Source organism: Streptomyces sp. NBC_01460 (assembly GCF_036227405.1).
In the GTDB taxonomy this organism is placed as follows: Bacteria; Actinomycetota; Actinomycetes; order Streptomycetales; family Streptomycetaceae; genus Streptomyces.
The window spans coordinates 8,046,941-8,073,790 of sequence record NZ_CP109473.1; the positions used below are offsets into that span (position 1 = coordinate 8,046,941).

Genomic DNA, 26,850 nt, shown 5'->3' on the forward strand with positions numbered 1-26,850 from the left:
CCCGGTTACCGGAATGCACGCAGCTCGCCGAACGCGCGAGAACGGCGGCGGGGCGCTACGGCTTCGCGCCCCGCCGCCGTCACCGGCCCGGTCCCGCGGCCGGTTCCGTCGTCACCGCCTCCCGCGGTGACGACGGAGTCGGGTGTGTGCTCAGCCGGGCAGGTTCCACTTCTGGTTGGCGCCGGTGTGGCACGACCAGAGGTGGACCTTGGTCCCGTCCGCCGAGGAGGCGCCCGAAGCGTCCAGGCACTTGCCCGACTGCGGGTTCCTGAGCGTGGTGTCGGCCTGCGGTACCCACTTCTGGGCGCCCGAGCCGTTGCAGCCGTAGAGCTGGATCTTCGTGCCGTCGGCCGTGCCGCCGCCGCTGATGTCCAGGCACTTGCCGAGGGCGCGCAGCGTCTGGTCCGTCCCGACCGTCCACTTCTGGGCGGCCGACCCGTTGCAGGTCCACAGCTGGATCTGCGTGCCGTCGGCGCTCGCACCGCTCGCGACGTCGAGGCACTTGCCGCCGACGCCCGTGACGGCGCCCTCCTTGGGGCCGGTCGTGCCGCCGAGCTCCTTGATGCGGATGTTGCGGAACGAGACGTCGTCACCCGTGCCGTGGTTCTGCAGGCCGATGTGGCCCTGCTGGAGGCTGCGCACCGGATCGGTGTTGGTGAAGTCGTTGATCCTGCGGCCGTTGAGGAAGAGCTGGAGGCGCTCGCCCTCGACCCGGATCTCGTAGGTGTTCCACTCTCCCGGCGGGTTCAGCGCCGCGTCGCGGGCGGACAGGTCGGCCGACTTGAAGCCGTAGACGGACCCCGTCGTGCGGTCGGGGGAGTCCGTCGCGTCGATCTGGATCTCATATCCCTTGTCGACGGCCGACCAAGGGTCGTCCGAGGCCGGGAAGCCCACGAACACACCGGAGTTGTCGTCGCCGGCCTGCCGCCAGTCGAGCTTCAGGGAGTACGCCTTGTACTCCTTGGCCTGGTACCACAGCAGGCCGAGGCCGCCCTGGGAGGTGAGAGTGGCGCCCGACTCGGTGAAGGAACCAGGTCCGGCCTGCTTCCATCCGGCGGTGCCCGAGGTGCCGTACAGGGGCGTGTAACCCGTCTCCGGGCTGCAGTCGGCCTCCGTCAGGCGCGCGGCCCAGCGTATGCCCCCGAGCAGATGGCGGCGGAAGGCGGGATCGGTGTACGAGTCCTCGGTGTGGCCGCCGCCCGTGTAGAAGGCGCGCCCGCCCTGGTAGTCCTTGCACCAGGCGATCGGGTGGTCACCTCCCATCGTGCCTCCGCTGTACGTGGACTCGTCGAGGGAGGCCAGGACGTGTGCGGTGGTCCGGGGATTGGTGCGGTAGTCGTACCACTCGTCGGTCCGCTGCCAGGTGGGGCCGAGGTGGGCGGTGGCGTCGTGGGCGCGGTCCTCGACCTTGACCGTGGCCGGCTGGATCTGCGGGTGGGACTTGAACAGCGCCCCGGCGAGGCCGCTGTACCAGGCCCAGTCGTACTCGGTGTCGGCCGCCGCGTGGATGCCGACGTAGCCTCCGCCCGCCGTGATGTAGCCCTCGAAGGCGGTCTGCTGCGCACTGTTGAGCACGTCGCCGGTGGTGGAGAGGAACACGACGGCCTCGTAGCCGGCCAGGTTGGCGGTGGTGAAGGCGGCCGCGTCCTCGGTGGCGGTCACGGTGAAGTTGTTGGCGGCGCCCAGTTCGCGCAGGGCGGTGACGCCCTCGTCGATGGAGGAGTGGCGGAATCCGGCAGTCTTGGAGAAGACCAGGACGTCGTACTGCGGGTCGGCGGCGGCCACCGCGGAGACTCCGGCGGGGGTGGGTGCCCCGGCTTCGGATGCGGCGGTGGAGACCGCCGTGGGGAGGGCGGCCGTGGCGAGCAGGGCGCACGCGGCCCAGGCGGCAACGCGCCCGTGAAGTCGGCTCATGGCAGGATCCACTTCTGGTTGGCACCGGAGTTGCAGGTCCACAGGTGGAGCTTGGTGAGGTCGGCCGAAGACCCACCGGCCGCGTCCAGGCACTTGCCGGACACCGGGTTCTTCAGAGTGCCGTCGGACTGCGGAGCCCACTTCTGGGCTCCGGTGTTGTTGCAGCCGTAGAGCTGGATCTTCGTGCCGTCGGCCGTGGCGCCCCCGCTGATGTCCATGCACTTGCCGAGCGCGCGCAGCGTCTGGTCCGTGCCGACCGTCCAGCTCTGGGCGGTCGTCCCGTTGCAGCCGTAGAGCTGGATCTGCGTCCCGTCGGCCGTGGCGCCGGCAGCGACATCGACGCACTTGCCGCCGATCCCCGTGATCCTGCCGGTCCGGGCGGGCTGCGCACTCGTGGTGACGGTGAAGTCGTCCACGTCGAAGAGGGATCCGCTGCCCCCCTTGAAGACGAGGTGGAGCGTGGTGGTGCCGGCCGGGCGGGCGGTGAGGTTCGTGGAGACGTCCTGGAAGGACTCCCAGCCTCCGGTGGCGGGGACGGCCGCCGACCCGAGCAGGGTGCCGGTGGGCGAGCCCGCTCGTACTTCCAGGGTCCCTCCGGCGCCACCGGAGGCGACGCGGGCCGTCAGCTTGGTGACGTCGGCGAGGAGGTACGGCTTGAACGAGATCCAGTCGCCGTTGTCGATGTAGCCGACGGCCTTCCCGCCGTGTGCCTGGGCCTTGTCGACGATCGTGACGCCGGCGGAGTCCCCGAAGTGCTCGGCCTGGCGCTGGCTGCCCTGGCTGAGGTTCTGGTCATGGGTGGTCAGGGCCGGCTGCCCGTTCGCCCCCTTGTCGGTGTACTCCGCGTCCCAGACGCCGAAGATGTTGGCGTTGGGGTCGTGTTCACCGTCCGCGATGGTCTGCACGGTTCCGGAGCAGCCGGTGGCGGAGGTCTGCGGGTGGCCGTGGCTGTCGTGGCCGATGATGAAGGTGACCTTCACCTTGGAGCAGTCGATCGTGCCGTCCTCGGGGTCGGAGACGGTGACCTTGAAGGGCACGGCGGCACCCGGGTCGATGACGGATCCGTCGACGGGCAGTTCGAGGGTGACGCTGGGCGCCGTGTTGCCGACGGTGATGATCACTGACGCCGTCGCGGTCTTCCCGGTGCCGTCGGAGACCGTCAGCTCCGCGGTGTAGCGCCCGTTGGAGGAGTAGGTGTGGGAGGGGGAAGCGCTGGTGGAGGTCGTGCCGTCACCGAACTTCCAGGCGTAGGTGAGAGGGTCGCCGTCGGGGTCGGAGCTGCCCGCCGAGGAGAACTTCACCGCGAGCGGGGCGCCGCCGGAGGTGCGGTCGGCGGCCGCCTTGGCGAGCGGGGACCGCCCGCCGGTGATGTGCTCGATGCGGTAGACGGCGCTGTTCGCGTCCCCGTTGAAGTAGCCCGTGCCGTAGTCGAGCACGTAGAGGGCGCCGTCCGGCCCGAAGGCCGAGTCCATGACCTGGGTGCCCTGCCAGGGGAAGGCGTTGATCGACTGGACGGCGCCGTCGGTACCCTGTTCGATGCGCTTGATCCACTTGCGGCCGAACTCGCCGGCGAAGAAGTCGCCGTCGTAGCTCTGGGGGAACTTGACGTCCGAGGTCGAGGCCGCGTCGTAGCGGTAGACGGGCCCGCCCATGGGGGACTCGGAGCCGCTGCCGAACTCGGGGACCGATCCGCCGTCGTAGGGGATCCAGGCGGCCTGGGCCGGAGGCAGGTCGGTCAGGCCGGTGTTGTTGGGCGAGGTGTTCCTGGGGGCGGAGCAGGAGAACGCGGCTCCGGACGTCGAGGTGGCGAAGTCGTAGTCGACGTACGCGTTGTTCTTCCCGGTGCAGTAGGGCCAGCCGTAGTTGCCCGCTTTGGTGATGCGGTTGAACTCGACCTGCCCGGCGGGCCCGCGGCTCGCGCTCGCTGTGCCGGCGTCCGGACCGTAGTCACCGAGGTAGACGGTGCCGGTCGGCCTGTCGACGCTCATGCGGAAGGGGTTGCGGAATCCCATGGCGTAGATCTCGGGCCTGGTCTTCGCCGTTCCCGGCGCGAACAGGTTGCCCGACGGGATGGAGTAGTCGCCCGCGGCGTTCACCTTGATGCGCAGGACCTTGCCGCGCAGGTCGTTGGTGTTGCCCGCCGAACGCTGGGCGTCGTAGGCGGGGTTGCGGCCGGACCGCTCGTCGACGGGGGTGAACCCGTCGGAGGCGAAGGGGTTGCTGTCGTCGCCCGTGGAGAGGTACAGGTTGCCCTGGCCGTCGAAGTCGATGTCCCCGCCGACGTGACAGCAGAGACCGCGGCTGGCGGGGACGTCCAGGACCTTCTTCTCGGACGCGGTGTCCAGGGTTCCGTCGGTCCTGAGGACGAACCGTGAGAGCCGGTTGACGCCGTCGAACGGCGCGAAGTCGGCGGCCGACCCGTTCGCGGGGGCGTCCCCCGAAGGAGTCGAGAGCACCGGGGCGTAGTAGAGGTAGACGAAGCGGTTGCTGGTGAAGCCGGGGTCGACGCCGACGCCCTGCAGCCCCTCCTCGTCGTGGGAGTAGACGTTGAGGCGCCCGGAGACCTTGGTGGTGCCTGCCGCGTCGGTGAGGCGCAGGGTGCCGTCCCGTGAGGTGTGCAGGACGGACCTGTCGGGCAGGACGGCGAGCGTCATCGGCTCACCTGTCTCCGCCACTCCCTTGGCCAGGGTGACCTGCTGGAACTCCTCGGCCGCCATGGGGGCGGCCTCGACCGGTCTCTCCTGGGCGGTGAGGACGCCCGCGGTGACGGCCAAGGTGCACGCCAGGGCCGCGAGAGGTCTGATGAGTTTCCTGTGCACGCGAATCCTCCGTGTGGAGACGGGGTCGGGGTGGAGCACAGGCGCGTGCCGTCGCGCCGGGAGCCGGGTGCCCCAGGGGGAGGAGGGCACCCGGTCCTTGCTGTCCGGTTCAGATCAGGAAAGTAATGGCTTTTGCGGCGTCCAGATAGACCTTTGACGTACTGGACCGCAACTTTCTCTAGTCGAGGGACAAAGGGGCTGGGTGCGGGGGGCGGGCCGCCGGCTCGGGGCCGCCGGATCCTGGCCCCCGGCCGCAAGATCACGGTCCGGGGCCGCCCTACTAGGCTGTCCGTCATGAATGCGGCCATGACCAGCGAAGGGGCCACCAAACCCGCCATCCTCGACGCCGGAGAGCTGACGTCCGACCCGGAGTCGGAGGTCCGGTTCGCGGAGTCGGCCCACCGGATCCTCGCGGACCTGGTCGGCGGAGGTGCCGCGCTGGGCTGGGTCGAACCACCGTCGCGGGACGAGGTGGCGGAACTGCTCGGACACGTCCTCTCCGCGGTGCGGGCCGGGGACGCGGCGCTGCGTGCCGCCCATCTCGACGGCCGGCTGGTCGGGTTGGGTTACTGGCTGCGCCACGACCGGCCGACCCAGCGGCCGCACGCCGATCTGGAGAAGATCGCGGTGGACGCTGCTGCCCACGGCTGTGGCATCGGCCGGGCGCTGGCCGGTGCCCTGATCGCTGACGCCCGGGAGGCGGGGATCGAGGTACTCACCCTGGACGCCCGCGGTGACAACACCAACGCCCTGCACCTCTACCGGTCGTTGGGGTTCACCGAGTACGGACGTCTGCCCGACTTCGTCGCGGTCGGCGAACGCCGCTACGACAAGGTGCTCTGCATGCTGGACCTCCGTCGGCGCGGCTGATCAGTTCCCCGCACGATGACCGGCCGCCCGAGTGCGTGCGTGCGGGAGGCCCCGGACCCGGCTGCGGCGGACCGCGAGCACGCCGCGCGCGCCCTGAGACGGGCCGGGGCCGGCCCGGCCCGCGGACAGGCGTCCGGCCCCGGGTCCGGCGATCAGGCGTTCTCGGATGCCAGGCCCGCGCGGATCTCGCGGGCCGCGGCGACGAGATTCTCCAGAGACGTCCGGGTCTCGGGCCAGCCGCGGGTCTTCAGGCCGCAGTCGGGGTTGACCCACAGCCGCTCGGCGGGGATGGCCTCGAGTCCCGTGCGGAGGAGGGCTACCGCCTCTTCGGTGCTCGGGACGCGGGGGGAGTGGATGTCGTAGACGCCGGGACCTGCCTCGCGCGGGTAGCCGTGCTCGGCCAGCTCGTGGGCGACCTGCATGTGGGAGCGGGCGGCCTCCAGGCTGATGACGTCGGCGTCGAGGTCGTCGATGGCCTGGACGATGTCGCCGAACTCCGCGTAGCACATGTGGGTGTGGATCTGTGTGTCCGGCCGCACGCCGCCGGTGGTGAGCCGGAAGGATTCGGTGGCCCAGTCGAGGTAGGCGGCGTGGTCGGCGGTACGCAGCGGCAGGGTCTCGCGCAGGGCCGGTTCGTCGACCTGGATGACCGACGTGCCCGCGGCCTCGAGGTCGGCCACCTCGTCACGCAGGGCGAGGGCGACCTGGCGGGCCGTGTCGCCGAGCGGCTGGTCGTCGCGGACGAACGACCAGGCGAGCATGGTGACCGGCCCGGTGAGCATGCCCTTGACGGGCCGTTCGGTCAGTGACTGCGCGTACGTCGTCCAGCGCACCGTCATCGGCTCGGGGCGTGAGATGTCGCCCGCGAGCACGGGCGGGCGGACGTAGCGGGTGCCGTAGGACTGGACCCAGCCGTGCTGCGTGGCCAGGTAGCCGGTGAGCCGTTCCGCGAAGTACTGGACCATGTCGTTGCGTTCGGGCTCGCCGTGCACCAGGACGTCGAGGCCGGCCTTCTCCTGGAAGGAGACGACCTCGCGGATCTCGTCCTTGATCCGCTCCTCGTACTCTGCGTCGTCGATCCGTCCGGCCCGCAGGTCGGCCCGTGCGGTTCGCAGCTCGGTGGTCTGCGGGAACGACCCGATCGTGGTCGTCGGCAGCAGTGGGAGCCCGAGGTGCGCGCGCTGGGCGGCGGTCCGCTCCGGGTAGGGCTGCGAGCGTCGGCCGTCCGCGTCGGTGATCGCAGCCGTGCGGGCGCGTACGGCGGAGTCCCTGGTCAGCGCGGATCCTGAACGGGACTCCAGATCGGCCCTGTTGGCGGCGAGCTCGGCCGTGATGGCGTCGGTGCCGTCGGCCAGCCCGCGGGCCAGGACCGCGATCTCCGCGGTCTTCTGCTGGGCGAAGGCGAGCCAGCGGGCGATCTGCGGATCGATGTCCTCTTCGGCGGCGGCGTCCAGCGGGACGTGCAGCAGCGAGCAGGACGCGGCGACGTCGACACGCTCGGCGAGCCCCAGGAGGGTGCCGAGCGTGGCGAGGGACTTCTCGTAGTCGTTGATCCAGATGTTGCGGCCGTTCACGACACCTGCCACCAGGCGCTTCCCGGGGAGGCCCCCGGCGGCGGCGAGGTCCTCGAGGTTTCCGGCGGCGGACTCGGTGAAGTCGAGGGCGAGGCCCTCGACGGGGGACTTGGCCAGCACCGGAAGCGCGTCGCCGAGGCGGTCGAAGTACGAGGCGATCAGCAGCTGTGGCCGGTCGGTGCGCCCGCCGAGCTCGCGGTAGGCGCGGGCGACGGCGTCGAGCTCGGCAGGCGTACGGTCCTGGACGAGGGCGGGCTCGTCGAGCTGCACCCACTCGGCGCCGGCCGCGCGGAGATCGGCGAGGATCTCGGCGTAGACGGGAAGGAGCCGGTCCAGCAGGGTCAGCGGTTCGAACTCGGCGGCCACACCGGGAGCGGGTTTGGCGAGCAGCAGGTAGGTGACCGGGCCGACGAGGACCGGGCGGGGTGTGTGGCCGAGGGAGAAGGCCTCCTTGAACTCGGCCACCTGCTTGGTCGAGTCGGGAGTGAAGGCGGTGTCCGGGCCGAGCTCGGGGACCAGGTAGTGGTAGTTCGTGTCGAACCACTTCGTCATCTCGAGGGGTGCGATGTCCTGGTTGCCCCGGGCCATCGCGAAGTAGCCGTCGAGTGCATCGGCCACGACGGCGGCACGGTGGCGCTCGGGGACGGCCCCGACCATGACACTGGTGTCCAGGACATGGTCGTAGTACGAGAAATCACCGGACGGCACCTCATGGAGCCCGGCGTCGGCCAGCCGCCGCCAGTTCGACCGGCGGAGGTCCGCTGCGGTCCCGTCGAGGGCTTCGGCGGTGACGCGGCCCTTCCAGTAGCCCTCGACGGCCTTCTTCAGTTCACGGTCGGGTCCCTGGCGGGGGTAGCCGTACACGGTGGCTCGCGCTGCCGCGGCTGTGGGCTTCGGTGTCGGTGTCATGGAACTCTCCTTCGCGAAGATGTGTCCTGGACATCCCGGAGACGGGACGCGGACGCGAAGGGGCGACGATCGGACGGATCACGCCGGGGATGCACCGTGCGTGCCGCTCGATATCTGCGCCGACCCGCCCACGAGGTCACCGGGATCTCCGCACGCGATCGGTCGCGTGCGGGCAGCGGGCAGGTCTTCGGACTCGTGGGCACGGTCACCTCGGGAGAGGCGTCCTCCTACTGGCCGTCGCTTCCCAGACCCGTCCGGGTCCAGTGCGTATGACGGCGTTCGTTCCCACTCACCGCTGCGGGGCAGTCCCGGATTCCCACCGGGTTCCCTCTTACGACGCATCCCGTCTGGGTGACGGGGCGAACCAGCTGCACCGGACACCCTACGGGGGCGGGCGGAGTCCGCAAACCCGCTCACCGTCCGGGACATGGCCGGAACGCGTCCTCCGACCGGCATCCTGGGGGTCGTGAACGGCCCCGCACGTCTGTGCACCAGGCGGGTCGCGAGCGGGGGGCCGCGTGGCGGCGTCGCGGATACCGGCTGCTGTTCGAGGCCGTACTCCGCCGGCCGCTCACCCGGGCTGACGGAGTCTCGGTACGGCCCCTGCGTACTCTCAGAGGCCGGCGATGACCTCGGCCGACGTCATGGGCAGGGAGAACATCGGGTAGTCGTACGTGATCGCGTTCTCGTGCTCCTCCTGGGAGGTGGCGGCGACACAGTCCGGCAGTGTGATGACCCGGTAGCCGTTCTCGTACCCGGTGCGCATCGTCGACTCGACGCAGCAGTTGGTGAGGAAGCCGCCGAGGATGATCGTGTCGATCCCCTTGTTCCGCAGGATGAAGTCGAGGTTCGTGCTCGCGAAGGTGTCGAGGCCGCGCTTCCCCTCGATCACGATGTCGCCCTGGGCCGGCGCGAGGTCGTCCACGATCGCGGCGCCCCAGGTGCCCTTGACGAAGGCCGAGCCCTCGACGACCCCCTTGAGGATGCCGTACGGGTGCCGGGACAACTCGCCGTAGCCGGGGGCGAAGGTGATGGGCGCGTGCATGACGGTGACGCCCGCGGCGCGGGCGGCGGCGGCGAGGGCCACGGTGTTCGTGAGCATGGAGGTCTTCTCCATCACTCCCGCCACAGCCCCGTTGAGCGCCCCGCCCTCGCTGGTGAAGTCGTTCTGGTACTCGATCAGGATGAGTGCGGTCTTCGCCGGATCAAGGTGGAAGGTCTCGGACATGACGGCTCCTTAGCGATGTCGGTCACACCGGTGGCAGGGATATCTTGCCCGACAAGGGGAGCAACCGGACGGTGATGACCAGGATCGGCGGCTCCCCGTCGTGGACCGGCCGCCGCCGACCGACCGGTCCCGGCGGACGGCTGACCGTCGAGCCGGGCCGCGTGGCGGGAAGGATCAGAGCCAGCCGTTGCGGCGGAAACCCCTGTGCACGGTGAAACAGGCGACGGCGATGACCCCGAGGGCCAGGGGATAGCCGTAGGTCCAGCCGAGCTCGGGCATGTGCTCGAAGTTCATCCCGTAGACCCCGCACACCATGGTCGGCACGGCGATGATCGCGGCCCATGCCGTGATCTTGCGCATGTCCTCGTTCTGAGCGACGGTCACCTGGGCGAGATGGGCCTGGAGGATCGAGTCGAGAAGTGTGTCGAACGACGTGATCTGGTCCCGGGCATGGGTCAGGTGGTCGGCCACGTCCCGGAAGTAGGCACGGAGGTCGGGCCCGACAGCGGGCATGGGCTGGGTGGCGAGCTGGTGCAGGGGCCGGTCCAACGGCGCCGCCGCGCGCTTCAGTTCCAGCAGCTCCCGCTTGAGCTGGTAGATCCACCCGGCGTCGCCCCGGCCGCTGCTGCCGCTGAAGACGGCGGTCTCCACGGCGTCGATGTCGTTCTGCACCGCGTCGGCGACGGCCAGGTACTCGTCGACCACATGGTCGGCTATCGCGTGCAGGACCATGGCCGGCCCCTGGGCCAGCCGCGCCGGCATGTCCTCGAGGGCCTCCCGCAACGGGCCCAGGGAGCCGTGCCGGCCGTGCCGGACGGTGATGACGAAGTCGGTACCGACGAACGCCATGACCTGGCCGGTGTCGACCACCTCGCTGGTGGCCGTCAGCTCCGCGTGCTCGACGTAGCAGACCGTCTTGAAGACGGCGAACAGGATGTCGTCGTACCGCTCCACCTTGGGCCGCTGATGGGCGTGCACGGCGTCCTCGATCGCGAGCGGGTGGAGACCGAACAGCTCGGCGAGATCGGTGAACTCGTCCGGTTGCGGCTCGTGCAGCCCGATCCAGACGAATCCTTCTCCGGACCTGCGGACCCGCCGCAGCGCCTCTGCGGCGTCGGCGGTCCCGTCCTGTCGTGCACCCTCGCGGTAGACCACGCAGTTCACCACCGAGCTGCCCAGGGGCGAGCGTGCCGGGTGGCTGAGATCCACGGCACGCCGGTAGCCGCGGCGGACCGCTCGTCGGATGGTGCTGAACGTGGACACGGTGGCTCCTTCGGGCGGATCAGCAGCCAGTGTGCCATCCCCGGGCCAGGCCATGACCATGGGTGATCGCGCGCGGTCTCATCCCTGAGAAGTCCTGCGCGGCCAGGCGGAGAGGCCCTCCGAGCGGACCGGTCCGTCCGATCCACCGGGCGGCTCGTGCCCCCGCCCACGTGCCGAAGGCATGCGCGCGGGGAGGGGCGGCGTGGCCGGGCGGCAAGGATCGGTGGGTGGGGCAGCATGACCCGGATGGGACCCCCACCGAAGCCGAGCCCGAGCCCGAAGCCGAGCCCGAAGCCGAAGCGGAAGCAGGAGCCGAAGCCGAAGTCTGAGCCCGAGCGGACGCCCGACGGCCGGTACCTCGTGGTGGGCGGACGCAGATGGCGCGCGACGGATCCTGAGATTCCCGAGGACGTCGCCGCCCGCCTGCGCCGTCACCTCATGGCGGCCCGGCGCGCGGTGGCGGCCTCGCACCGGAACGAGGACCCGGAGGCCGAGAGGGTGGCCCGAAGCCGTGTGCAGACGGCGAAGGTGGCGCTCGGTGAACGCGGCACCCCGTGGTGGGAACAGTCCGTCGGCGAGCGTCGCCGGCGCTGGGAGGACGGCGCCACCGCACTCGACGCCGACCCGCCGGACGCGGGCCGGACCGATCCGTAGACAGGCCGTCCGGGGCACGGTGCGTGGTGCCGCGCCCGGCGTACGTCGTCCCTCCGGAGACCCCCGTAGCCCCCGGAGACCCCCCGGAGACCGGGGACCCTGGGCGAGCCGGGCACGTTAGTCCAACAGCCTCTCCTCCTTTGTCCATGGGCGCGTTCATCCCGCGCGGCGCATCTTGGCGAGCACAGATGCCGTCAAGCGTCAGGAGAGCGCGCATGCACGCACAGGACCCCGGGCCGAGCCGCAGGACCGTGGTGGCGGCCACCGCACTGGCAGGGGCGGGACTGGCTCTCACGGGACCCGGCGCCGCACTCGCGGCGCAGCGGGAGACGGCGCGGCGGGAAACGGTGCTGCGCTCCCGCGAGTTGGAGGTTCGCGTCGATCCGGACTTCCCGCGCATCGTCTCGTACGCCGACCGTGCCGACGGCGCCGTACTCCACGGTCAGGAGGATCCGGTCGCCTCGGTGGTGATCGACGGGACCGCCCGGACCCCCAGGGTGACCTCGCGCGCCGGCCGGGACCGGGCGTCGTACACCCTCACCTTCGACGGCGGCACGGAGATCCGGGTCGAGATCGGTGTCACCGGCCGCCGGGTCGACTGGTGCGTCACCCGCATCGCCGACACACCCGCCCTGCGCGTCGGCACACTTCAGTTCCCGTCCCTGGCGTTCCTGTCGGTACGCAGCGATCAGCCGGGCGCCGCCCTCCTTGCCGCGCGGATCCAGCTCGACAAGGCCACGAGCGGCGACACCCTGGTCGAGCTCACCTCCGACACCGTGCCCGACGCCTCGCCGACGGGTTGTGCGTACGCCGTCGTCGCCCACGACCGGCTCGGCGGCGCCCTGGAGACCAACACGACGTACGACAAGCCCGACAGTGTGCCCGGCGCCACCTGGGAGAACGGGCGTCTCTGGCGGCAGACCCTCGGGAGGGACGGCTACGTCAAGGCGCAGCTCACCTGTGGGCAGTGGACGCACCGTGCCGCGACCGCGCCCCTGGACGCCACCGAGCCGCTCCCGTACGCCACCGTGATCATCACCGGTGACCGCAACGGCGACGGTGTGGTGGACTGGCAGGACGCCGCCATCGCCTTCCGCGACATCATGGTCGACCCGCTGGGCGCCGACGAACAGCACCTGCGCGTCGTCCCGCACATCCCCTTCAACTTCGCGAGCCAGGCCACCAACCCGTTCCTCGCGACGCTCGACAACGTCAAGCGGATCTCCCTGGCGACGGACGGCCTGCGCCAGTACACGCTCCTCAAGGGATACCAGTCGGAGGGCCACGACTCCGCCCACCCCGACTACGCGGGCAACCACAACGAGCGCGCGGGTGGTCTCGAGGACCTCAACACGCTCGTACGCGAGGGGCGCGGGTGGGGAAGCGACTTCGGTGTCCACGTGAACGCCACCGAGTCGTACCCCGTCGCGAACGCGTTCTCCGAGACGCTCGTCGACAAGAACGACGAACAGTGGGACTGGCTCGACCAGAGCTACCGCATCGACCAGCGTCGGGATCTCGTGTCCGGCGACATCGTCACGCGCTTCCAGGACCTCAGGGACGAGACGGACCCGGCGCTGAACATGCTGTACATCGATGTCTTCCGCGAGTCCGGCTGGACCTCGGACCGGCTCCAGCGGGCACTGCGGGAGCAGGGCTGGCAGGTCACCACCGAGTGGGGCCACGGCCTCGAACGCTCCTCTCTCTGGTCCCACTGGGCGACCGAGACCGACTACGGCGGCGACACGTCCCGGGGCATCAACTCGCGGCTGATCCGCTTCATCCGCAACCACCAGAAGGACGTCTTCGCCGACAAGTGGCCGACACTCCTCGGTATCCCGCGCACCGGCAACTTCGAGGGCTGGGTCAACAAGACCGACTGGAACACCTTCTACCAGCAGATCTGGACCGACAGCCTGCCCGCCAAGTACCTCCAGGCGTATCCCGTCAGAACCTGGGGCGCCCACGAGATCACGTTCTCCGGTCCGACGAAGACGTCCGTGGACGACGTCGACGGCACCCGACGCATCACCACGGACGGCCGGGTCGTGTACGAGGAGGGACGCTATCTGCTGCCTTGGGAGCCACGGGAGGCCACCGACCCGGACCGGCTCTACCACTACAACCCGGCAGGGGGCAGCAGCACCTGGCGGGTGCCGCGCGGCTGGGCCGGCCGGGCGGCACTCGCCCTGTACCGGCTCACCGACCAGGGACGGGTGTACGTCCGTGAGGTACCCGTCCGCTCCGGCCGCGTCACCATCGAGGCCGAGGCGAAGCAACCGTACGTCGTCCACCGCACCCGTGTGGCGAACCCGGACCCGGAGTGGGGACAGGGGACACCGCTCCACGACCCGGGCTTCCACTCCGGTTCCCTGGCCGGCTGGAACGTCAGCGGCCCGGCGTCGGTCGAGCTGAGCGCCCTCGGTGACTACGAGTTGGTCGTCGGCGCCGGACCCGCGGTGGCGGTCGGGCAGCGAGCGGCCCGCCTGGCACCAGGCACCTATGCCGCATCCGTACAGGTGGAGGTGGGCAGGAACGCGGGGGAGCGGCGACGGGCCGCTCTCACCGTGCGCACCGCCGACGGAACCACCACCGAGAACTGGACCGACTCCTCGACCGCCGTCAACTTCGTCGCGGCGGACCGCAAGCACGGCACCCGCTTCCAGCGGATGTTCACGTACTTCACCGTGCCGGACGGCGGAGGCGCCGTGGACCTCACCCTGCGCGCCGGGGAAGGGGACGCCAGGGTCCGCTTCGACAACGTACGGATCGTCGCCGCGCAGCGCACCACCAAGGCCGGAGCCGTCGCCTTCGAGGACTTCGAGCACGTGCCGCAGGGCTGGGGAGCCTTCGTGAAGGGGGACGCGGGCGGCTCGACGGACCCGCGCACCCACATCGCGCAACGGCACGCCCCGTTCACCGGGCGCGGCTGGAACGGCAAGGCGATCGACGACGTCGTCGACGGAACCCAGTCGCTCAAATCGCGCGGGGAGAACAGCGGCCTGGTCCACCGCACCGTGCAGCACACCGTCCGCTTCGAGGCGGGCAAGCGCTACCGGGTCACCTTCCGGTACGAGAACGAGAAGGCCGGGGAGTACGCGTGGATCACCGCGGTCGACGCGCCCGCCACGCGCGAACTCGACCGCAGAGACCTCCCCGTCGCGACCTCACCGGCCGTGCTGACCTACGAGTTCACCGCGCCGTCCGCGGGTGAGACCTGGGTCGGCCTGCGCAAGACCGGGGACGACGGGACGGCGGAGTTCGTCCTCGACTCCTTCGAGGTCCGCGAGGTGTGACGGGCGGCTGAGAGGAGCCGCCGGCAAGGGGTGACGACGAGGGGGCCGGTCCTGACCGAAGGACCGGCCCCCTCCTCCTCAGGACACGTCCTCAGCCGACGGTCAGCAGGTGCTCGCCCGAGCGCTCCAGCTCCAGGACCCACACCTCGTTCACACCCTCGCGCAGCACGGGCCCGGGGACGTACAAGGACTCCTGCGGTCCCACGTTCCAGTAGCGACCCAGGCAGAAGCCGTTGACCCACACGAAGCCGCGCTCCCACCCCGGCAGGGAGACCTCGGCGTCACCCGCACCGCGCACGTCGAAGGAGCCCCGGAACAGCCCGGGAGCGCCCGCTTCCGGTGAACGGAACGGCACCTTCCCGAGTGCGTCCTCGCTCTCGAACGCGTCCAGAGCGAGCCCCTGTGCCCGCACACCGTGCAGGTACTGGCGCTCGTGCAGCACACCCCCCGTGATCCCCTTCGGTTCGGCGAGACGCGGCCCGTAGTTGACCCGCCCCAGTGACTCCACCCACAGCTCCACCACCGCCGGCCCCGCGACGGGCCGGTCCAGCGCCGTGTACGAGTTCGCCTCGGCCGGGCCACCGCCCAGCACCCCCGCTTTCACCCCGTCGACGTACACGACCGCCCGGTCCCGCAGCCCGGTCACTCCCAGCGGATACGGCGGGCGCGGCCCCGGCACCTCCACCCGGTAGCGGACCACCCCCCTGTCCACCCCCAGTTCCTCGAAGGCCGGCGGCATCGCCCACTCTGCCTCCGGGCCGCCGAGGCCGTCCATGACGTCGCCCAGCGGTGCCCACCCCGTGAGCTCGGCCCGCACCGGCTCTGCCAGCGTCGGAGGCCGAGCCGGTACGTCGGGAAGCGGGGCGCCGACCTCCCCGTGCCGCGCGAGGACCTCCCGGAACAGCCAGAACTTCTCCGTCGGGCGGCCGTACTCGTCGATGGGGGCGTCGTAGTCGTACGAGGTCACGGTCGACCGGAGCTCCCCGCCGTGGAGCTCCCCGGAACGGTTCGCCCCCGACCAGCCGCCGAAGTTCGTCCCGCCGTGCGCCATGTAGAGGTTGACGGACGCGCCGCACCCGAGGATCTCCTCCAACGCCGCCGCGGCGTCGGCGGGCTCCCGGAGCACCGGCTCCGACCCCCAGTGGACGAACCACCCGCACCAGAACTCCATGCACATCAGCGGGCCGTCCGGACGGTGACGGCGCAGGGTCCTGAAGCTCTCCCGCGCCCCCGAACCGAAGTTCGCCGTCGCGAGTACTCCCGGCACGGACCCGCCCGTCAGCATGTGGTCCTCGGGCCCGTCGGACGTGAACAGCGGCACCGTCGTCCCGAGCTCGCGCAGCACCTCCACGAGACGGCCCAGGTAGACCTGGTCGGAGCCGTAACTGCCGTACTCGTTCTCGGCCTGCACCATGATCACCGGACCGCCCCGGTCGATCTGCCGCCGCACGACCTGCGGCAGCAGGTGCCGGAACCACCGCTCCACCTGCCCGACGAACTCCGGATCACGGGTCCGTACCCGAGCTCCCAGGGCGCCCGTCAGCCAGTGCGGCAGACCGCCGTTCTCCCACTCGGCGCAGATGTACGGCCCCGGCCGCACGATCGCCCACAGCCCCGCCGCCTCCGCGGCGTCCAGGAACCGTCCCAACGCCTCCACGTCGCGGTACCGCCCCGGCTCCGGCTCGTGCAGGTTCCACGGGACGTACGTCTCCACACAGTTCAGCCCCATGGCCCGCAGCATCGCCAGCCGGTGCCCCCAGTGGCCCTCGTGCACGCGGAAGTAGTGCAGAGCACCCGACAACAGCCGTACGGGCCGCCCGTCCAGCTCGAAATCCCGCTCGCCGACCGTGAACTCAGGCACCGTCGCCCACCTCTCGTCGCACCGGCCCCCACCTCACACCCTGGCGGCGGAGCGGTCCATGGACAAAGATCGGCAGTGTTTGGACACAAGGGAACGCAGACCGGACGGGCGAGGAGGAGACGGAAGCGATGTACCACACCTGGATGCGCTATTTCACGCCCGGCCCCACCCATCACAGGCTGGGTCTGGTCTGCCTGGGAGTCGGCCTCCAGCACGGCGCACTGCCCGTCGTCGGCCCCCGCACCCTCGACCACCACGTCGCCGTCGTCATCAGCGCGGGCGCCGGCTGGTACCGCTGCCCCGACGGCACACGCACATCCGTGACCGCCCCCGCACTGATCTGGCTCGTACCGGGCATCCCGCACCACTACGGTCCCGACCCCGCTACCGGATGGGACGAGAGCTTCGTCGACTTCACCGGCCCGGCCACCGCCCCGTACACCGAGCTCGGCTACATCGAACCCGAGCGCCCGGTCGTCCCCCTCGCCGACACCGCGTCCGCCCGCGCCGCCGTGAGCCGCATCGCCCGGGCCGCCCGCCTCGGCAACCCCCTCCTCGAGGTGGAGACCGGTGCCGCCGTGCACGAACTCCTCGTCGCCCTGCGCCGCGCCCGCGCCGACGTGGGGGCCGACGGAGATCCCGTACTCCACGCCCTCGCGCGCGACGCCTTCCAGCCCCTGTCCGTCGCCGAACACGCCTCCCGCCACGGTATGACCCCCGCCGAGCTGCGCATCGCCGTACGGCGCGCCGCAGGGTGCAGCCCCAAGGACTACCTCCTCGGCATCCGCCTCGGCCGCGCCAAGGAGCTCCTCGCCGCCACCGAGCTCCCCGTCGCCGCGGTGGCCCGCCGCGTCGGCTACGACGACCCCGCCTACTTCTCGCGGCTCTTCACCCGCCGGGTCGGGACGGCCCCCATCCGCTTCCGCGACCAGCAGGGCCGGACGGTCCCCGGCGGCTGGAGCGACCGGATCCCCGATCCCGAACACCCCCCGACCATCGCCGCCCCGCCGGAGAGCCGGTGAGGGCCGGCCCCCGCCCGGCGAACACGCCACGCGCCGCGGGTGCCGGTGCGGACGAGTCGCTGATCGTCCGCACCGGCACCCTCCGGGCACCCTGGTGCCCGGAGCGTCAGCCCGCCCGGTTCACCAGGTCGAAGAAGGTGTCGCCGCGGACGATGTCGAACGGGTCGCCCAGCAGGGCGGCGAGTTCGGCGATGTCACCGGGCGTCCAGCTCCAGGCGTTGACGGCGCCGGCGATGAACAGCGGCGCGGTGCCGTCCCAGTCCTCGATGTGCCGGAGCAGGCCGTCCCGGTACTCCGCGGCCTTCCCCTGCGGGAAGAAGTTGCCGATCACCGGGATGCCGGCCGGGCGGATCCGCAGGTCTCCGGTCTCCCAGGACTGGATGATCCCGCGCAGCGGGGTGTTCTCCCGGTAGGAGCGCACGACGCGCTCCTCGAACGGGACCCATCCGTCCCCTGCCGCGTTGCGGGGGTTGTACGCGTAGACCAGGTCCATGCCGGTGCGGCGCAGGAAGCGTCCGGTGAGGTCGGTGTACGCGTCCAGGGCCTCCTCGGGCCAGGAGCCCGGATAGGTGTAGCCGGCGCCGGAAGGGCCCGCGATCAGCAGGTCGTTGTCGGTGGCGGTGGCCTGGTAGTGCGCCAGCAGCGCGGGACCGATGTCCGCGAGCAGCGGGCTGACGGTCCAGTTGACGGGTACACGCCCTCGCGCGGGGTCGTCCCAGATGGTCCGCATGCGGCGCTGGCAGTACTGGATGTTGTCACCCTCGCCGACGGTGAGGGTGAGGTAGACGCGGTCGCGGAGCGGCGCCTTCGGTCTCGGCCGGACCTTGTCCGAGATCTTCGCGGGGACGCCGGCGTGCACCGTGCCGTTCATGTAGAAGTCGGCGGGCACCACTTCGATGCCGTGCCGGGACGCGCGGTCCACCCCTCCCCACTCGCCCGCCACGTCGTTGGAGAACCAGCCCGTGTAGGGGGTGGTGGGCCCGACCCGGCCGAAGACCTCGTCCAGGAGCGCCCCCGTCCCGCCGGACGGGGGCAGCCACACGACCATGGCCCGGGCGGCGACCGCGTAGTCCCGGAAGTAGGGGAACGGCTCGACCCTGGTCGGCGCGGTGGTGGTGGCGGACACGAGGAACTGGTTCCACACGTCGGCCTCGACCAGCAGGTGCCGCGTACCTGACGGAGGGGTGAAGCGGTAGGTGAAGTACCCGCTTCCGTCGCAGAAACGGTGGGCGTTGTCGCCGATGGAGGAGCCGGAGCTGTCGAAGAGGTACGGCTTCTCTCCGGCCGTGCCGGGTGCGAAGGCCGCGATCACCTGTCCGCCGTCGGCCGTCACCTTGACCGAACCCACCGAGGCTCCCCAGCCGTCGTCGCCGAACGAGTCCTGGAAGCGCAGGTACACGCCGTCCCCGCCGGCGAGCTCCGCGCTCAGGTCGAAGGTGCGGACCTGCCGGTTCGACGCGTCGCGGACGCGCCCGGCCTCCCGGGCGATCTCGCGCCACCGCACGCCCTCCGCGCGTACGGTCCGGGTGGGCGGCAGCCCTGCCAGCAGGGTGTGGGCGCAGCGTGGGAACAGACGGTCCAGCTGCCAGCGGTAGGTGGCGACCACGTCGTCCGCGTCGAACCGCCCCCGCAGGTCGACGACGGTCCTCAGACGGTGCTCACGCGCCTGCTCGGCCGTGGCGGCGACGGCGTTCTCCAGCCCGGCCAGCGTGGTCGCCACGTTCACCGAGTCCGGGACGTCGGGGTCGTGCAGGATCGCGCCGCGCACGTCGTCCCGGTGGAGGGCGACCAGGTCCAGGGCGTTGTCGTGGCGGGTGACCGAGGCGCCCGTGCCGGGCAGCCAGCGGAGGTCGACATCGCCCTCGTCGAAATTGAAGTAGAGGCGTGGGCGCCCACGGTTGACCACCCCCTGAAGGGTCGTCAGCAACAGCTGGTCGTTCCCGTCGAGCGAGCTGACGTCGGCGACGTCGAGCCGGGAGGGACGGCCGAAGGACGGCAGCAGAGGGACCGCTCGTCCGGCCGGAGCCGCGTCGGCCCGACCGGGCAGGGAGATTCCGAGCCCGCCGGCCGCCAGGGCCGCCCCGCCCGCTTGCAGAAGAGTTCTCCGGGACACCATTCGCGATCACCGCTCCTTGGGAGAAGAAGGGAATGACATCGTTGTCAAACAATCGCTGAAGGTAGCGGCAGGGGGAGGAGTTGTCCATGGTGCGTACAAGAAACCCGGCCGGGCCCGCCGAAGGAGGCTGCGCCCCGACCACCGTCTCCGTGCATAGGGTGGCCCGACGAGCGGCACATCCCGGCCGCTTCCCACGGCCCTGGAGCGTGCCCGTGCGCCTGCTGCTGACCTCGGACACGCACCTGCCCAAGCGGGCCCGGCGACTGCCCGCGCCCCTGCTCGCGGAGATGGAGGCGGCCGATGTCGTCCTCCACGCCGGTGACTGGGTGGACGAGGCGACCCTGGACCTCTTCGAGGCCCGTGCGCGGCGTTTCGTCGGCGTCTTCGGCAACAACGACGGCCCGGAACTGAGGTCCAGGCTGCCCGAGTTCGCACCCCTGGAGTGCGAAGGGCTCCGCTTCGGCGTCGTGCACGAGACGGGGGCGTCGCAGGGGCGGGAGAAGCGGTGCGCGGACCGCTACCCCGATCTCGACGTCCTGGTGTTCGGCCACAGCCACATCCCCTGGGACACCACCGCTCCCGGAGGCCTGCGCCTGCTCAACCCGGGTTCGCCGACCGACCGACGCCGGCAGCCGTACTGCACGTACATGACCGCCGAGGTCGCGGACGCGCGCCTCGACGTGCGACTGCACCGCCTTCCGCGCCCGGCCTGACGCAGGACCGGGCCGCGAAAGGCGGCGGGGGAGACGGCAGGGGAAGCGCTACCCGGGTTCCAAGGGACGGTTCACCGCGGGCAGGTCACCAGTCGTGGACCGTCCCGTCGTGCAGACGGTTGACCGGGAGGTACGCCGCCTCGTACGGGTGCGCCGCCGCCAGGTCCTCGTCCAGCTCGACCCCGATGCCCGGCGCCTCGCCCGGGTGCAGGTGGCCGTCCTCGAAGGTGTACGCGTGGCGGAACACCTCGTTCGTGAGCGGGGTGTGGCCCGAGTACTCCTGGATGCCGAAGTTGTGCACGGCGAGGTCGAGATGGACGGCGGCCGCCATGCCGACCGGGGAGATGTCCTCCGGGCCGTGGATCGCGCTCTTGATCTGGTACTGCGCGGCGAAGTCGAAGAGCTTGCGCAGCGGGGTGACGCCTCCGAAGTGGGTCACGGCGGAACGTACGTAGTCGATCAACTGCTCGGTGATCAGGGACTGGTAGTCGTACACCGTGTTGAAGACCTCGCCGATGGCCAGCGGCGTGGTGGTGTGGCGGCGGACCAGGCGCAGAGCCTCCTGGTTCTCGGCGGGCGTGCAGTCCTCGAGCCAGAAGAGGCGGTACGGCTCCAGGTCCTTGCCGAGGCGGGCGGCCTGGATGGGGGTGAGCCGGTGGTGCGCGTCGTGCAGGAGGGGGAGGTCGGGGCCGAACTCGGCCCGCACTGCCTCCAGCACGGACGGCATGTGACGCAGATAGGCGTCGGTGTCCCAGTCCTCCACCAGCGGCCTGGCCTGCTGGTGCAGGACGGGGGAGCCGGTGCCGTCCGTACTCGACACGCCGTAGACGGCTTTCAGTCCGGGGATGCCGGTCTGCACGCGGACGGCGGGGTAACCCTCGTCGAGCCGGGCCCGGACCGAGTCGAGGAGTTCGGGGATGTCACGGCCGTTGGCGTGGCCGTAGGTCCCCACCCGGGTGCGGCTGGCGCCGCCGAGGAGCTGGTAGAGGGGGAGTCCCGCGGCCTTCGCCTTGATGTCCCACAGCGCGACGTCGACGGCGGCGATCGCCGCCATCGTCACCGGACCGCGCCGCCAGTAGGCACCCCGGTAGAGGGACTGCCAGGTGTCCTCGACGCGGTGCGGGTCGAGTCCGACGAGAAGCGGTGCGACGTGGTCCTCGAGATAGCTGACCACGGCCAGCTCCCGGCCGTTGAGCGTGGCGTCGCCGAGGCCGGTGATCCCCTCGTCGGTCGTCAGTTTCAGGGTGACGAAGTTACGGCCGGGGCTGGTGACGAGGACTTTCGCGTCGACAATTTTCATGGGGGTACTTTCTTCCGAATGCGGTGGTGAGGGGCGTTCAGCCCTTGGTGGCGCCGGAGGTCAGACCGGCCACCAGGTACTTCTGGCCGAGCACGGCGGCGAGGACCACGGGGACGGTGATGAGCGTCGCCGCGGCCATCAGCCCGCCCCAGTCGGTGCTCGCGTACGAGATGAAGTTGAAGAGGGTCACCGGCACCGTCTGGGTGCGGTCGTCGGCGAAGATCAGCGCGAACATGAAGTTGTTCCAGCTGAAGACGAAGGCCAGCAGGGAGGCCGTCGCCGTCCCGGGCGCCGCGAGCGGCAGCGAGATGCGCCAGAACGCTCCGAAGGCGCTCAGTCCGTCGGTGCGCGCGGCCTCCTCCAGCTCCACCGGAAGGCCGGCGAAGAAGCTGATCATGATCCACATGATGAGCGGGACGGAGACGAACATCTGACTGAGGATCAGCACGGTGTAGGAGCCGACGAGGCCCATCCGCGCGAACAGGTAGTACCAGGGGACGAGGAGCGAGATCGCCGGCACGATGCGGGCGACCAGGATCAGCGATCCGGTGCGGCGCATGTCGAACCGTCCGACCGCCCAGGCGGCGGGCACCGCGATGACGGCGGAGAGCACGGTGGAGACCACGCCGACCAGCAGGGAGTTGCCCATCGACCGCAGGATCTGCCCGGCCTCGACGATGCTGCGGAAGTTCTCCAGGGTGGGGTTGAACCACAGGCCCACCGACGGGTCGGTCACCTGGACGTTGGTCTTGAAGGCCGCCGCGAACATCCACACCAGGGGCAGCGCGAAGACGAGCGTCACGGCGGCGATGGTGATCCCGCGCAGCCACGAGAGCGCCGTGCGCCGGCGCAGGTGTGCCCGGACGGGTACGGGGGTGACGGTGGCACTCATGCGGTCTTCCTTCCGCCCCGGCGGCGCAGCAGCACCACGACGCCGACGATGAAGAGCGTGAACAGGACCAGGACGGCGGCGGCCAGGCCGTACTCCTGGTAGTCGAAGGTCAGCCCGTAGGCGTAGACGTTCAGGGTCTCCACCTCGAAGTCCGAGCCGCCGCCGGCACCCTTGGTGGCGTAGAGGATGTCGAAGGTCTTGAGTGCGTCGACCGCGCGCAGCACCAGGGCGGTGGCCAGCGTCGGCCCGAGCATGGGCAGCACGACGTGCCGGAAGCGCTGCCAGCCGTTCGCACCGTCGACGCGCGCCGCCTCCTCCGGCTCCTCGGGCAGCGTGGTGAGCCCGGCGAGCAGCAGCAGGGTCATCATGGGCGTCCACTGCCATACGTCGATGAGCATGAGCGTCGGCAGGGACTGGCTCACCGAGCCGAGGAACTCCTGCCGGGGCAGGCCGACCCCGGCGAGCAGGTGGTTGGCTATGCCGTTGGTGGGGTCGAGGATCAGCAGCCAGAGGATGCCGATCGCCACCGGAGTGGTGAGCAGCGGGATGATCAGGACCGTACGCACCCACCGCATGCCCCGGAACGGCTTGCGCATGAGCATCGCGAGGGCGAGGCCGAGCACGGTCTCCAGGATCACCGCGCCGACCGTGAAGACGAGCGTGCGCTGCGCGGCGGGCCAGAACCGGCGGGTGTCGCCGAGGGCGTCGGTGAAGTTCTGCAGGCCGACGTACGTCCTGCCCGCGTTCACCGCGCCGAAGGCGTCGGTCAGGCTGAGGTCGAGGGTGTAGACCAGCGGGAAGACGATCATCAGCCCGACGAACAGCAGCGCCGGGGCCAGCATCGTCCACTTCAGCCGCCGGTTGGCCTGCTCGAAGGTGCGGGGACGGCGCGCGGGGGCCGGTCCCTCACCCGGCACGGTGGCCGGGCGGGCGGTCGGGGAGACCTCCGTGGTGGACATCAGGACTCCTTGTGGCGGTTGTCGCGGACGAGGAAATCGGCGAACTCCGCATCGGCGTCGCGGGCCACGGGCCGTACGTCGTTGCCGAGGATGCCCGCGACCAGGGGCCGTCCCACGATGTCCCTGGCGCGGCCGACCTGGAGGACGCGGGGCCTGTCGTAGCCGAGCCCCCGCTCGGCGTTGAGCCGCATGGCCTCGGCGAGGTCCGGCGGGAAGGAGGCCAGGGACTCGGGGTCGGACCACACCGAGCCGCGTGCTCCGGGGATGCCGTCCTTCTGGAGGTCCGCGGTCACCTCGGGCCCCGCGGCCCACTTGACGAACTCCCAGGCGTCGTCGCGCAGCAGGGAGAACTCGCTGATGCCGAGACTCCAGGACGGGATGTTGTGCGGCCGGGCGCCGGCCGGTCCCGCGGGGAAGGGGGCGAAGCCGACGGTCTCCCGCACGGTCGACACCTTCGGGTCGAGGAAGCTGCTGTAGATCGCGTCCGCGTCGATGTAGAAGGCGGCCTTGCCCTGCGCGAAGATCGGCATCGCCTGTTCGAGGCTCATGTTGGTCGCGCCGGGCGGGCCCGTCCTCGACAGGAGCCTGCCGTAGTACGCGTACGCGGCGAGAGCCTCGGGCGAGCCGATGCCGGACCTGCCCCCTACGACGAAGTCCCCGCCGTGCGAGTACAGGAAGCTCGACCACTGGGACACGGCGCCGCTGCGCTGGCCCCGGCCGACGAAGCCGTAGAAGCCCTTCTTCTTCTCGGTGAGTTCCTGGGCCGCCGACATCAGCGCCTCCAGGGTGCGGGGCGGTCCGCCGACGCCCTCCACGAGGTCCTTGCGGTAGTACAGTGCCGGGCGCTCGGTGACCACGGGGACGCTCAGCACCTTGCCCGCCGTCAAGGAGGCCTCGCGCGGGGCCTTCTGGAAGTCCGGCCAGGCGAAGTCCTCGTCCTGGGTGACACGGTCGCTCAGGTCGGCCAGCCAGCCGTTGTGCGCGAAGAGCAGCTGCTCCTGGAGCGCGCGGACCATCATGACGTCCACGTCGGTGCCCGAGGCGTTGAGCTTCACGTTGTAGCTGCTGGCCAGCTGGTCCGCGGTGAGCAGCGTCATCGAGACCCGCCGCCCGATCCGCTCCTCGAACTCCTTCGTCCGGCGCCGGATCGCCTGCGACCACACGTGGTTGATCGCCATGATCCGCAACGGGGTGTCGGCGGAAGGCCGGCCGCCCCTGGTCGTACACGCGCCGAGCGCCCCCATCCCGGCGGCTCCCGCGACCCCTGCCGCCAGCCTGCCGAAGGAGCGCCGGCTGAGGAGCTGGCTGCTCGTGGACATCGTCGTCCTCGTCTCTCTGCGCTGTCGTGCGTCATGCTCACGCGGGGGCGTGCGGCCTCCGCGTGAGATCCGGTCCGTCTGGCCCAACTGGTAGGACCAGTTGAACCAGACGGACGTTAGCAGGAGGAAGACGTGCCGAACAGCCCCTGCACGGATCGGATCCGCGTCGGACCTCTGCGGGGCGCGCGCCCCGGTCCGCCCTGGGCGGCCGGCCCCGAAAGGCCGCTCGCCGATCTTTCCGTGGCCCTAGCGGTTCCCGGTGTCGTCCAGCAGCGCTTCGATGTGGTTGCGCGCCATGATGTCGACCTGGACGTCGAGATCCTTGCCGTAGGTGCGCAGCCCGAGCATCAGGTGCTCCCGCATCCGCTCACCGGCCAGGTCCACGTCACGCGCCTCGATCGCCTCGAAGATCTCGGGGTGGTGCGGAACGCCGGGCTCGCCGATCGAGGGGTCGGAATTGGAGCGGAGCATCATCTCGAACATCATCCCGCTGATCGACGAGAGCATGATCCGCAGGACCGGGTTCTTGCTCGCCTCGGCGACGGCATCGTGGAACGCCATGTCGGCCCGGGCCTTGACGACGACGTCGTTCGCCGATTCGAGGGCGTCCCGTGCCGCTCTCATCGCCTCGATGTCCTCGTCCGTCGCGCGCTCGGTCGCCAGCCGCACCGTCTCGACCTCCAGCGGCAGCCGGGCCTCGATCAACTGCCGGACGGTCGGCCGCCCGGCGCGGTACAACGCGTCGTAGCCCCTCGCCTGCCCCGAGCTCTGCTCGCGGACGAACGAGCCGCGACCCGGTGCGACCTCGATCAGGTGCTGGGTCTCCAGGCGCCGCAGAACCTCCCGCACGACGTTCCTGCTGGCACCGAACTGGGCCGCGAGCTCGCGCTCGGAGGGGAGTTTCGTCCCGACGGGGATGTCACCGGACCGGATGTCGTGCTCGAGGTCCCGTGCGATCCGCTCCGTGAGGAGCCCACGCTGGGCGGGGGCCGCGGACTGGCCGGACCGCGCGGAGGAGGAAGAGGCGGACGGCTGCATCCCCGCAGCGTACAGGCTGGTACAGGACGTCACCCGGCCGATCCGGCACCGCCCGGCGTCCCGGCTCGCCCCGGCGGCGGCTCGCCGGCCGGACGACGCGGGGGGGACGACCGGGTCTACTGCATCCCGGGAGCGGACGACCCCGCCCGTGTCGCGTCCGTGCCCCAGCTCGCCAGCAGCCGCAGGGCCTCGGCGGACGCGGAGTCCGGCTCCGCGTGGTAGGCGACCACCGACTGTTCCGCGTCGTCGGGCAGGGTGAACGTCTCGAAGGAGAGCGACAGTTCACCGACCAGCGGGTGGTGCAGCCGCTTGACGCCGTGGCTCTTCTCCCTGACGTCGTGCCGCGCCCACAGCCGTCGGAACTCCTCGCTCTTCACGGACAGTTCACCGACGAGCGCGGAGAGACGGGGGTCGTCGGGGTGGCAGCCCGCGTCCATCCGCAGGTAGCTGACGATGTCCGACGCCTTCTGGTCCCAGTCCACGTACAGGTCCTGGTAGTCCGGGTTCAGGAACACCAGTCGCGCCCAGTTCCGCTCCTGCGCCGGCAGCTGCGACCAGTCGCCGAACACCGCCGCCGCCATCCGGTTCCAGGCCAGGATCTCCGAACGCCGCCCGACGACGTAGGCGGGCACACCGTCCATGGTGTCGAGCAGCCGGCACAGGGCACCCCGCACCCGCTGCTGCCGCGGCGACGGCTTCTTCCGGTGCTGCTTCGGCTTCGCGAGGTGGGTGAGATGCGCCTGCTCGGCATCCGTCAGCCGCAGCGCGGACGCGATCGCGCCGAGCACCTCACCGGACACGTTCTGTCCGTTGCCCTGCTCGAGGCGGGTGTAGTACGCCACGGACACACCGGCCAGCTGGGCCAGCTCCTCGCGGCGCAGCCCCGGGACCCGGCGGTGACGCCCGAAGTCGGGCAGACCCACGTCCTCCGGCTTCAGGCGGGCACGCCGGCTGCGCAGGAACTCGCTGAGCTCGGCGCGCCGGTCGATGGCGGGGCCCGTGCCGGCACCGGGGCCGCGGGGGCCGGCCGGCCGGCGTTCGGATACAGGCTGCTCCTCCATGTCTCCAGTATCCACGGTCGTACGCACACCATCCTGTCCCCG

General features: G+C 71.0%; 18 protein-coding genes and 1 riboswitch. Of the genes, 5 read left to right on the forward strand and 13 right to left on the reverse strand.

All coding sequences use genetic code 11. The features are described from left to right. Nucleotides 1-150 precede the first annotated feature (150 nt). Nucleotides 151-1,914 carry a ThuA domain-containing protein gene (locus OG488_RS35875; RefSeq protein WP_329237005.1) on the reverse strand — a complete coding sequence of 588 codons (1,764 nt, stop codon included), beginning with the start codon at nt 1,912-1,914 and terminating at the stop codon, nt 151-153. Further along, on the reverse strand, nt 1,911-4,733 hold the full coding sequence (locus tag OG488_RS35880) for a PQQ-dependent sugar dehydrogenase (protein WP_329237008.1): 2,823 nt from the start codon (nt 4,731-4,733) through the stop codon (nt 1,911-1,913). The genes OG488_RS35875 and OG488_RS35880 overlap by 4 nt, the downstream gene beginning before the upstream one ends. 306 nt (nt 4,734-5,039) lie before the next feature. On the opposite strand from OG488_RS35880, the gene OG488_RS35885 reads away from it, so the two are divergent. Further along, entirely contained in the window at nt 5,040-5,603 is a 564-nt protein-coding gene (locus OG488_RS35885) for a GNAT family N-acetyltransferase (RefSeq protein ID WP_329237011.1), read from the forward strand. A gap of 152 nt (nt 5,604-5,755) precedes the next feature. On the opposite strand, the gene metE is transcribed toward OG488_RS35885, so the two are convergent. From metE to OG488_RS35900, 3 genes are all read right to left on the reverse strand, one after another. Continuing rightward, complete coding sequence (gene metE / locus OG488_RS35890) at nt 5,756-8,086, reverse strand: 5-methyltetrahydropteroyltriglutamate--homocysteine S-methyltransferase (RefSeq protein ID WP_329237014.1); 2,331 nt, start codon at nt 8,084-8,086, stop codon at nt 5,756-5,758. A 161-nt stretch (nt 8,087-8,247) separates the two neighbouring features. Then, nucleotides 8,248-8,470: riboswitch (cobalamin riboswitch) on the reverse strand. 229 nt (nt 8,471-8,699) lie between these two features. Then, nucleotides 8,700-9,314: a cysteine hydrolase gene (locus OG488_RS35895; protein ID WP_329237016.1), complete on the reverse strand. Its 615-nt coding sequence runs from the start codon at nt 9,312-9,314 to the stop codon at nt 8,700-8,702. A 174-nt stretch (nt 9,315-9,488) separates the two neighbouring features. Beyond that, nucleotides 9,489-10,577, reverse strand: a complete 1,089-nt coding sequence (locus tag OG488_RS35900) for a magnesium and cobalt transport protein CorA (RefSeq protein WP_329237019.1) — start codon at nt 10,575-10,577, stop codon at nt 9,489-9,491. A 246-nt stretch (nt 10,578-10,823) separates the two neighbouring features. Between OG488_RS35900 and OG488_RS35905 the strand changes: the two genes are divergently transcribed. Both OG488_RS35905 and OG488_RS35910 read left to right on the forward strand, forming a co-directional pair. Beyond that, nucleotides 10,824-11,231: a hypothetical protein gene (locus tag OG488_RS35905; RefSeq protein ID WP_329237022.1), complete on the forward strand. Its 408-nt coding sequence runs from the start codon at nt 10,824-10,826 to the stop codon at nt 11,229-11,231. Between the two features lie 215 nt (nt 11,232-11,446). Continuing rightward, complete coding sequence (locus tag OG488_RS35910) at nt 11,447-14,527, forward strand: endo-alpha-N-acetylgalactosaminidase family protein (protein WP_329237026.1); 3,081 nt, start codon at nt 11,447-11,449, stop codon at nt 14,525-14,527. Nucleotides 14,528-14,618: 91 nt separating this feature from the next. On the opposite strand, the gene OG488_RS35915 is transcribed toward OG488_RS35910, so the two are convergent. Then, on the reverse strand, nt 14,619-16,388 hold the full coding sequence (locus tag OG488_RS35915) for a glycoside hydrolase family 35 protein (protein ID WP_329237028.1): 1,770 nt from the start codon (nt 16,386-16,388) through the stop codon (nt 14,619-14,621). Between the two features lie 128 nt (nt 16,389-16,516). On the opposite strand from OG488_RS35915, the gene OG488_RS35920 reads away from it, so the two are divergent. Further along, the gene (locus OG488_RS35920) at nt 16,517-17,410 is read left to right on the forward strand and encodes a helix-turn-helix domain-containing protein (RefSeq protein WP_329237031.1); all 894 of its coding nucleotides are present in this window, start codon (nt 16,517-16,519) and stop codon (nt 17,408-17,410) included. A gap of 106 nt (nt 17,411-17,516) precedes the next feature. Here the strand turns inward: OG488_RS35920 and OG488_RS35925 are convergent, their stop codons facing one another. Beyond that, nucleotides 17,517-19,526 (reverse strand): GxGYxYP domain-containing protein, encoded by a 2,010-nt coding sequence (locus OG488_RS35925; protein ID WP_329237034.1) that lies wholly within the window; start codon nt 19,524-19,526, stop codon nt 17,517-17,519. A gap of 212 nt (nt 19,527-19,738) precedes the next feature. On the opposite strand from OG488_RS35925, the gene OG488_RS35930 reads away from it, so the two are divergent. After that, on the forward strand, nt 19,739-20,239 hold the full coding sequence (locus OG488_RS35930; protein WP_329239247.1) for a metallophosphoesterase family protein: 501 nt from the start codon (nt 19,739-19,741) through the stop codon (nt 20,237-20,239). 85 nt (nt 20,240-20,324) lie between these two features. Here OG488_RS35930 and manD read toward each other — a convergent pair whose 3' ends face one another. From manD to OG488_RS35960, 6 genes are all read right to left on the reverse strand, one after another. Continuing rightward, on the reverse strand, nt 20,325-21,539 hold the full coding sequence (gene manD, locus OG488_RS35935; RefSeq protein WP_329237037.1) for a D-mannonate dehydratase ManD: 1,215 nt from the start codon (nt 21,537-21,539) through the stop codon (nt 20,325-20,327). A gap of 37 nt (nt 21,540-21,576) precedes the next feature. Further along, complete coding sequence (locus tag OG488_RS35940) at nt 21,577-22,431, reverse strand: carbohydrate ABC transporter permease (protein WP_329237040.1); 855 nt, start codon at nt 22,429-22,431, stop codon at nt 21,577-21,579. Continuing rightward, nucleotides 22,428-23,390: a carbohydrate ABC transporter permease gene (locus tag OG488_RS35945; RefSeq protein WP_329237043.1), complete on the reverse strand. Its 963-nt coding sequence runs from the start codon at nt 23,388-23,390 to the stop codon at nt 22,428-22,430. Before OG488_RS35945 ends, OG488_RS35940 begins: the two co-directional genes overlap by 4 nt. Then, complete coding sequence (locus OG488_RS35950) at nt 23,390-24,709, reverse strand: ABC transporter substrate-binding protein (protein WP_329237046.1); 1,320 nt, start codon at nt 24,707-24,709, stop codon at nt 23,390-23,392. The genes OG488_RS35945 and OG488_RS35950 overlap by 1 nt, the downstream gene beginning before the upstream one ends. 246 nt (nt 24,710-24,955) lie before the next feature. Further along, complete coding sequence (locus OG488_RS35955) at nt 24,956-25,747, reverse strand: FadR/GntR family transcriptional regulator (protein WP_329237049.1); 792 nt, start codon at nt 25,745-25,747, stop codon at nt 24,956-24,958. A 116-nt stretch (nt 25,748-25,863) separates the two neighbouring features. Further along, the gene (locus tag OG488_RS35960) at nt 25,864-26,808 is read right to left on the reverse strand and encodes a helix-turn-helix transcriptional regulator (RefSeq protein WP_329237051.1); all 945 of its coding nucleotides are present in this window, start codon (nt 26,806-26,808) and stop codon (nt 25,864-25,866) included. Nucleotides 26,809-26,850 lie beyond the last annotated feature (42 nt).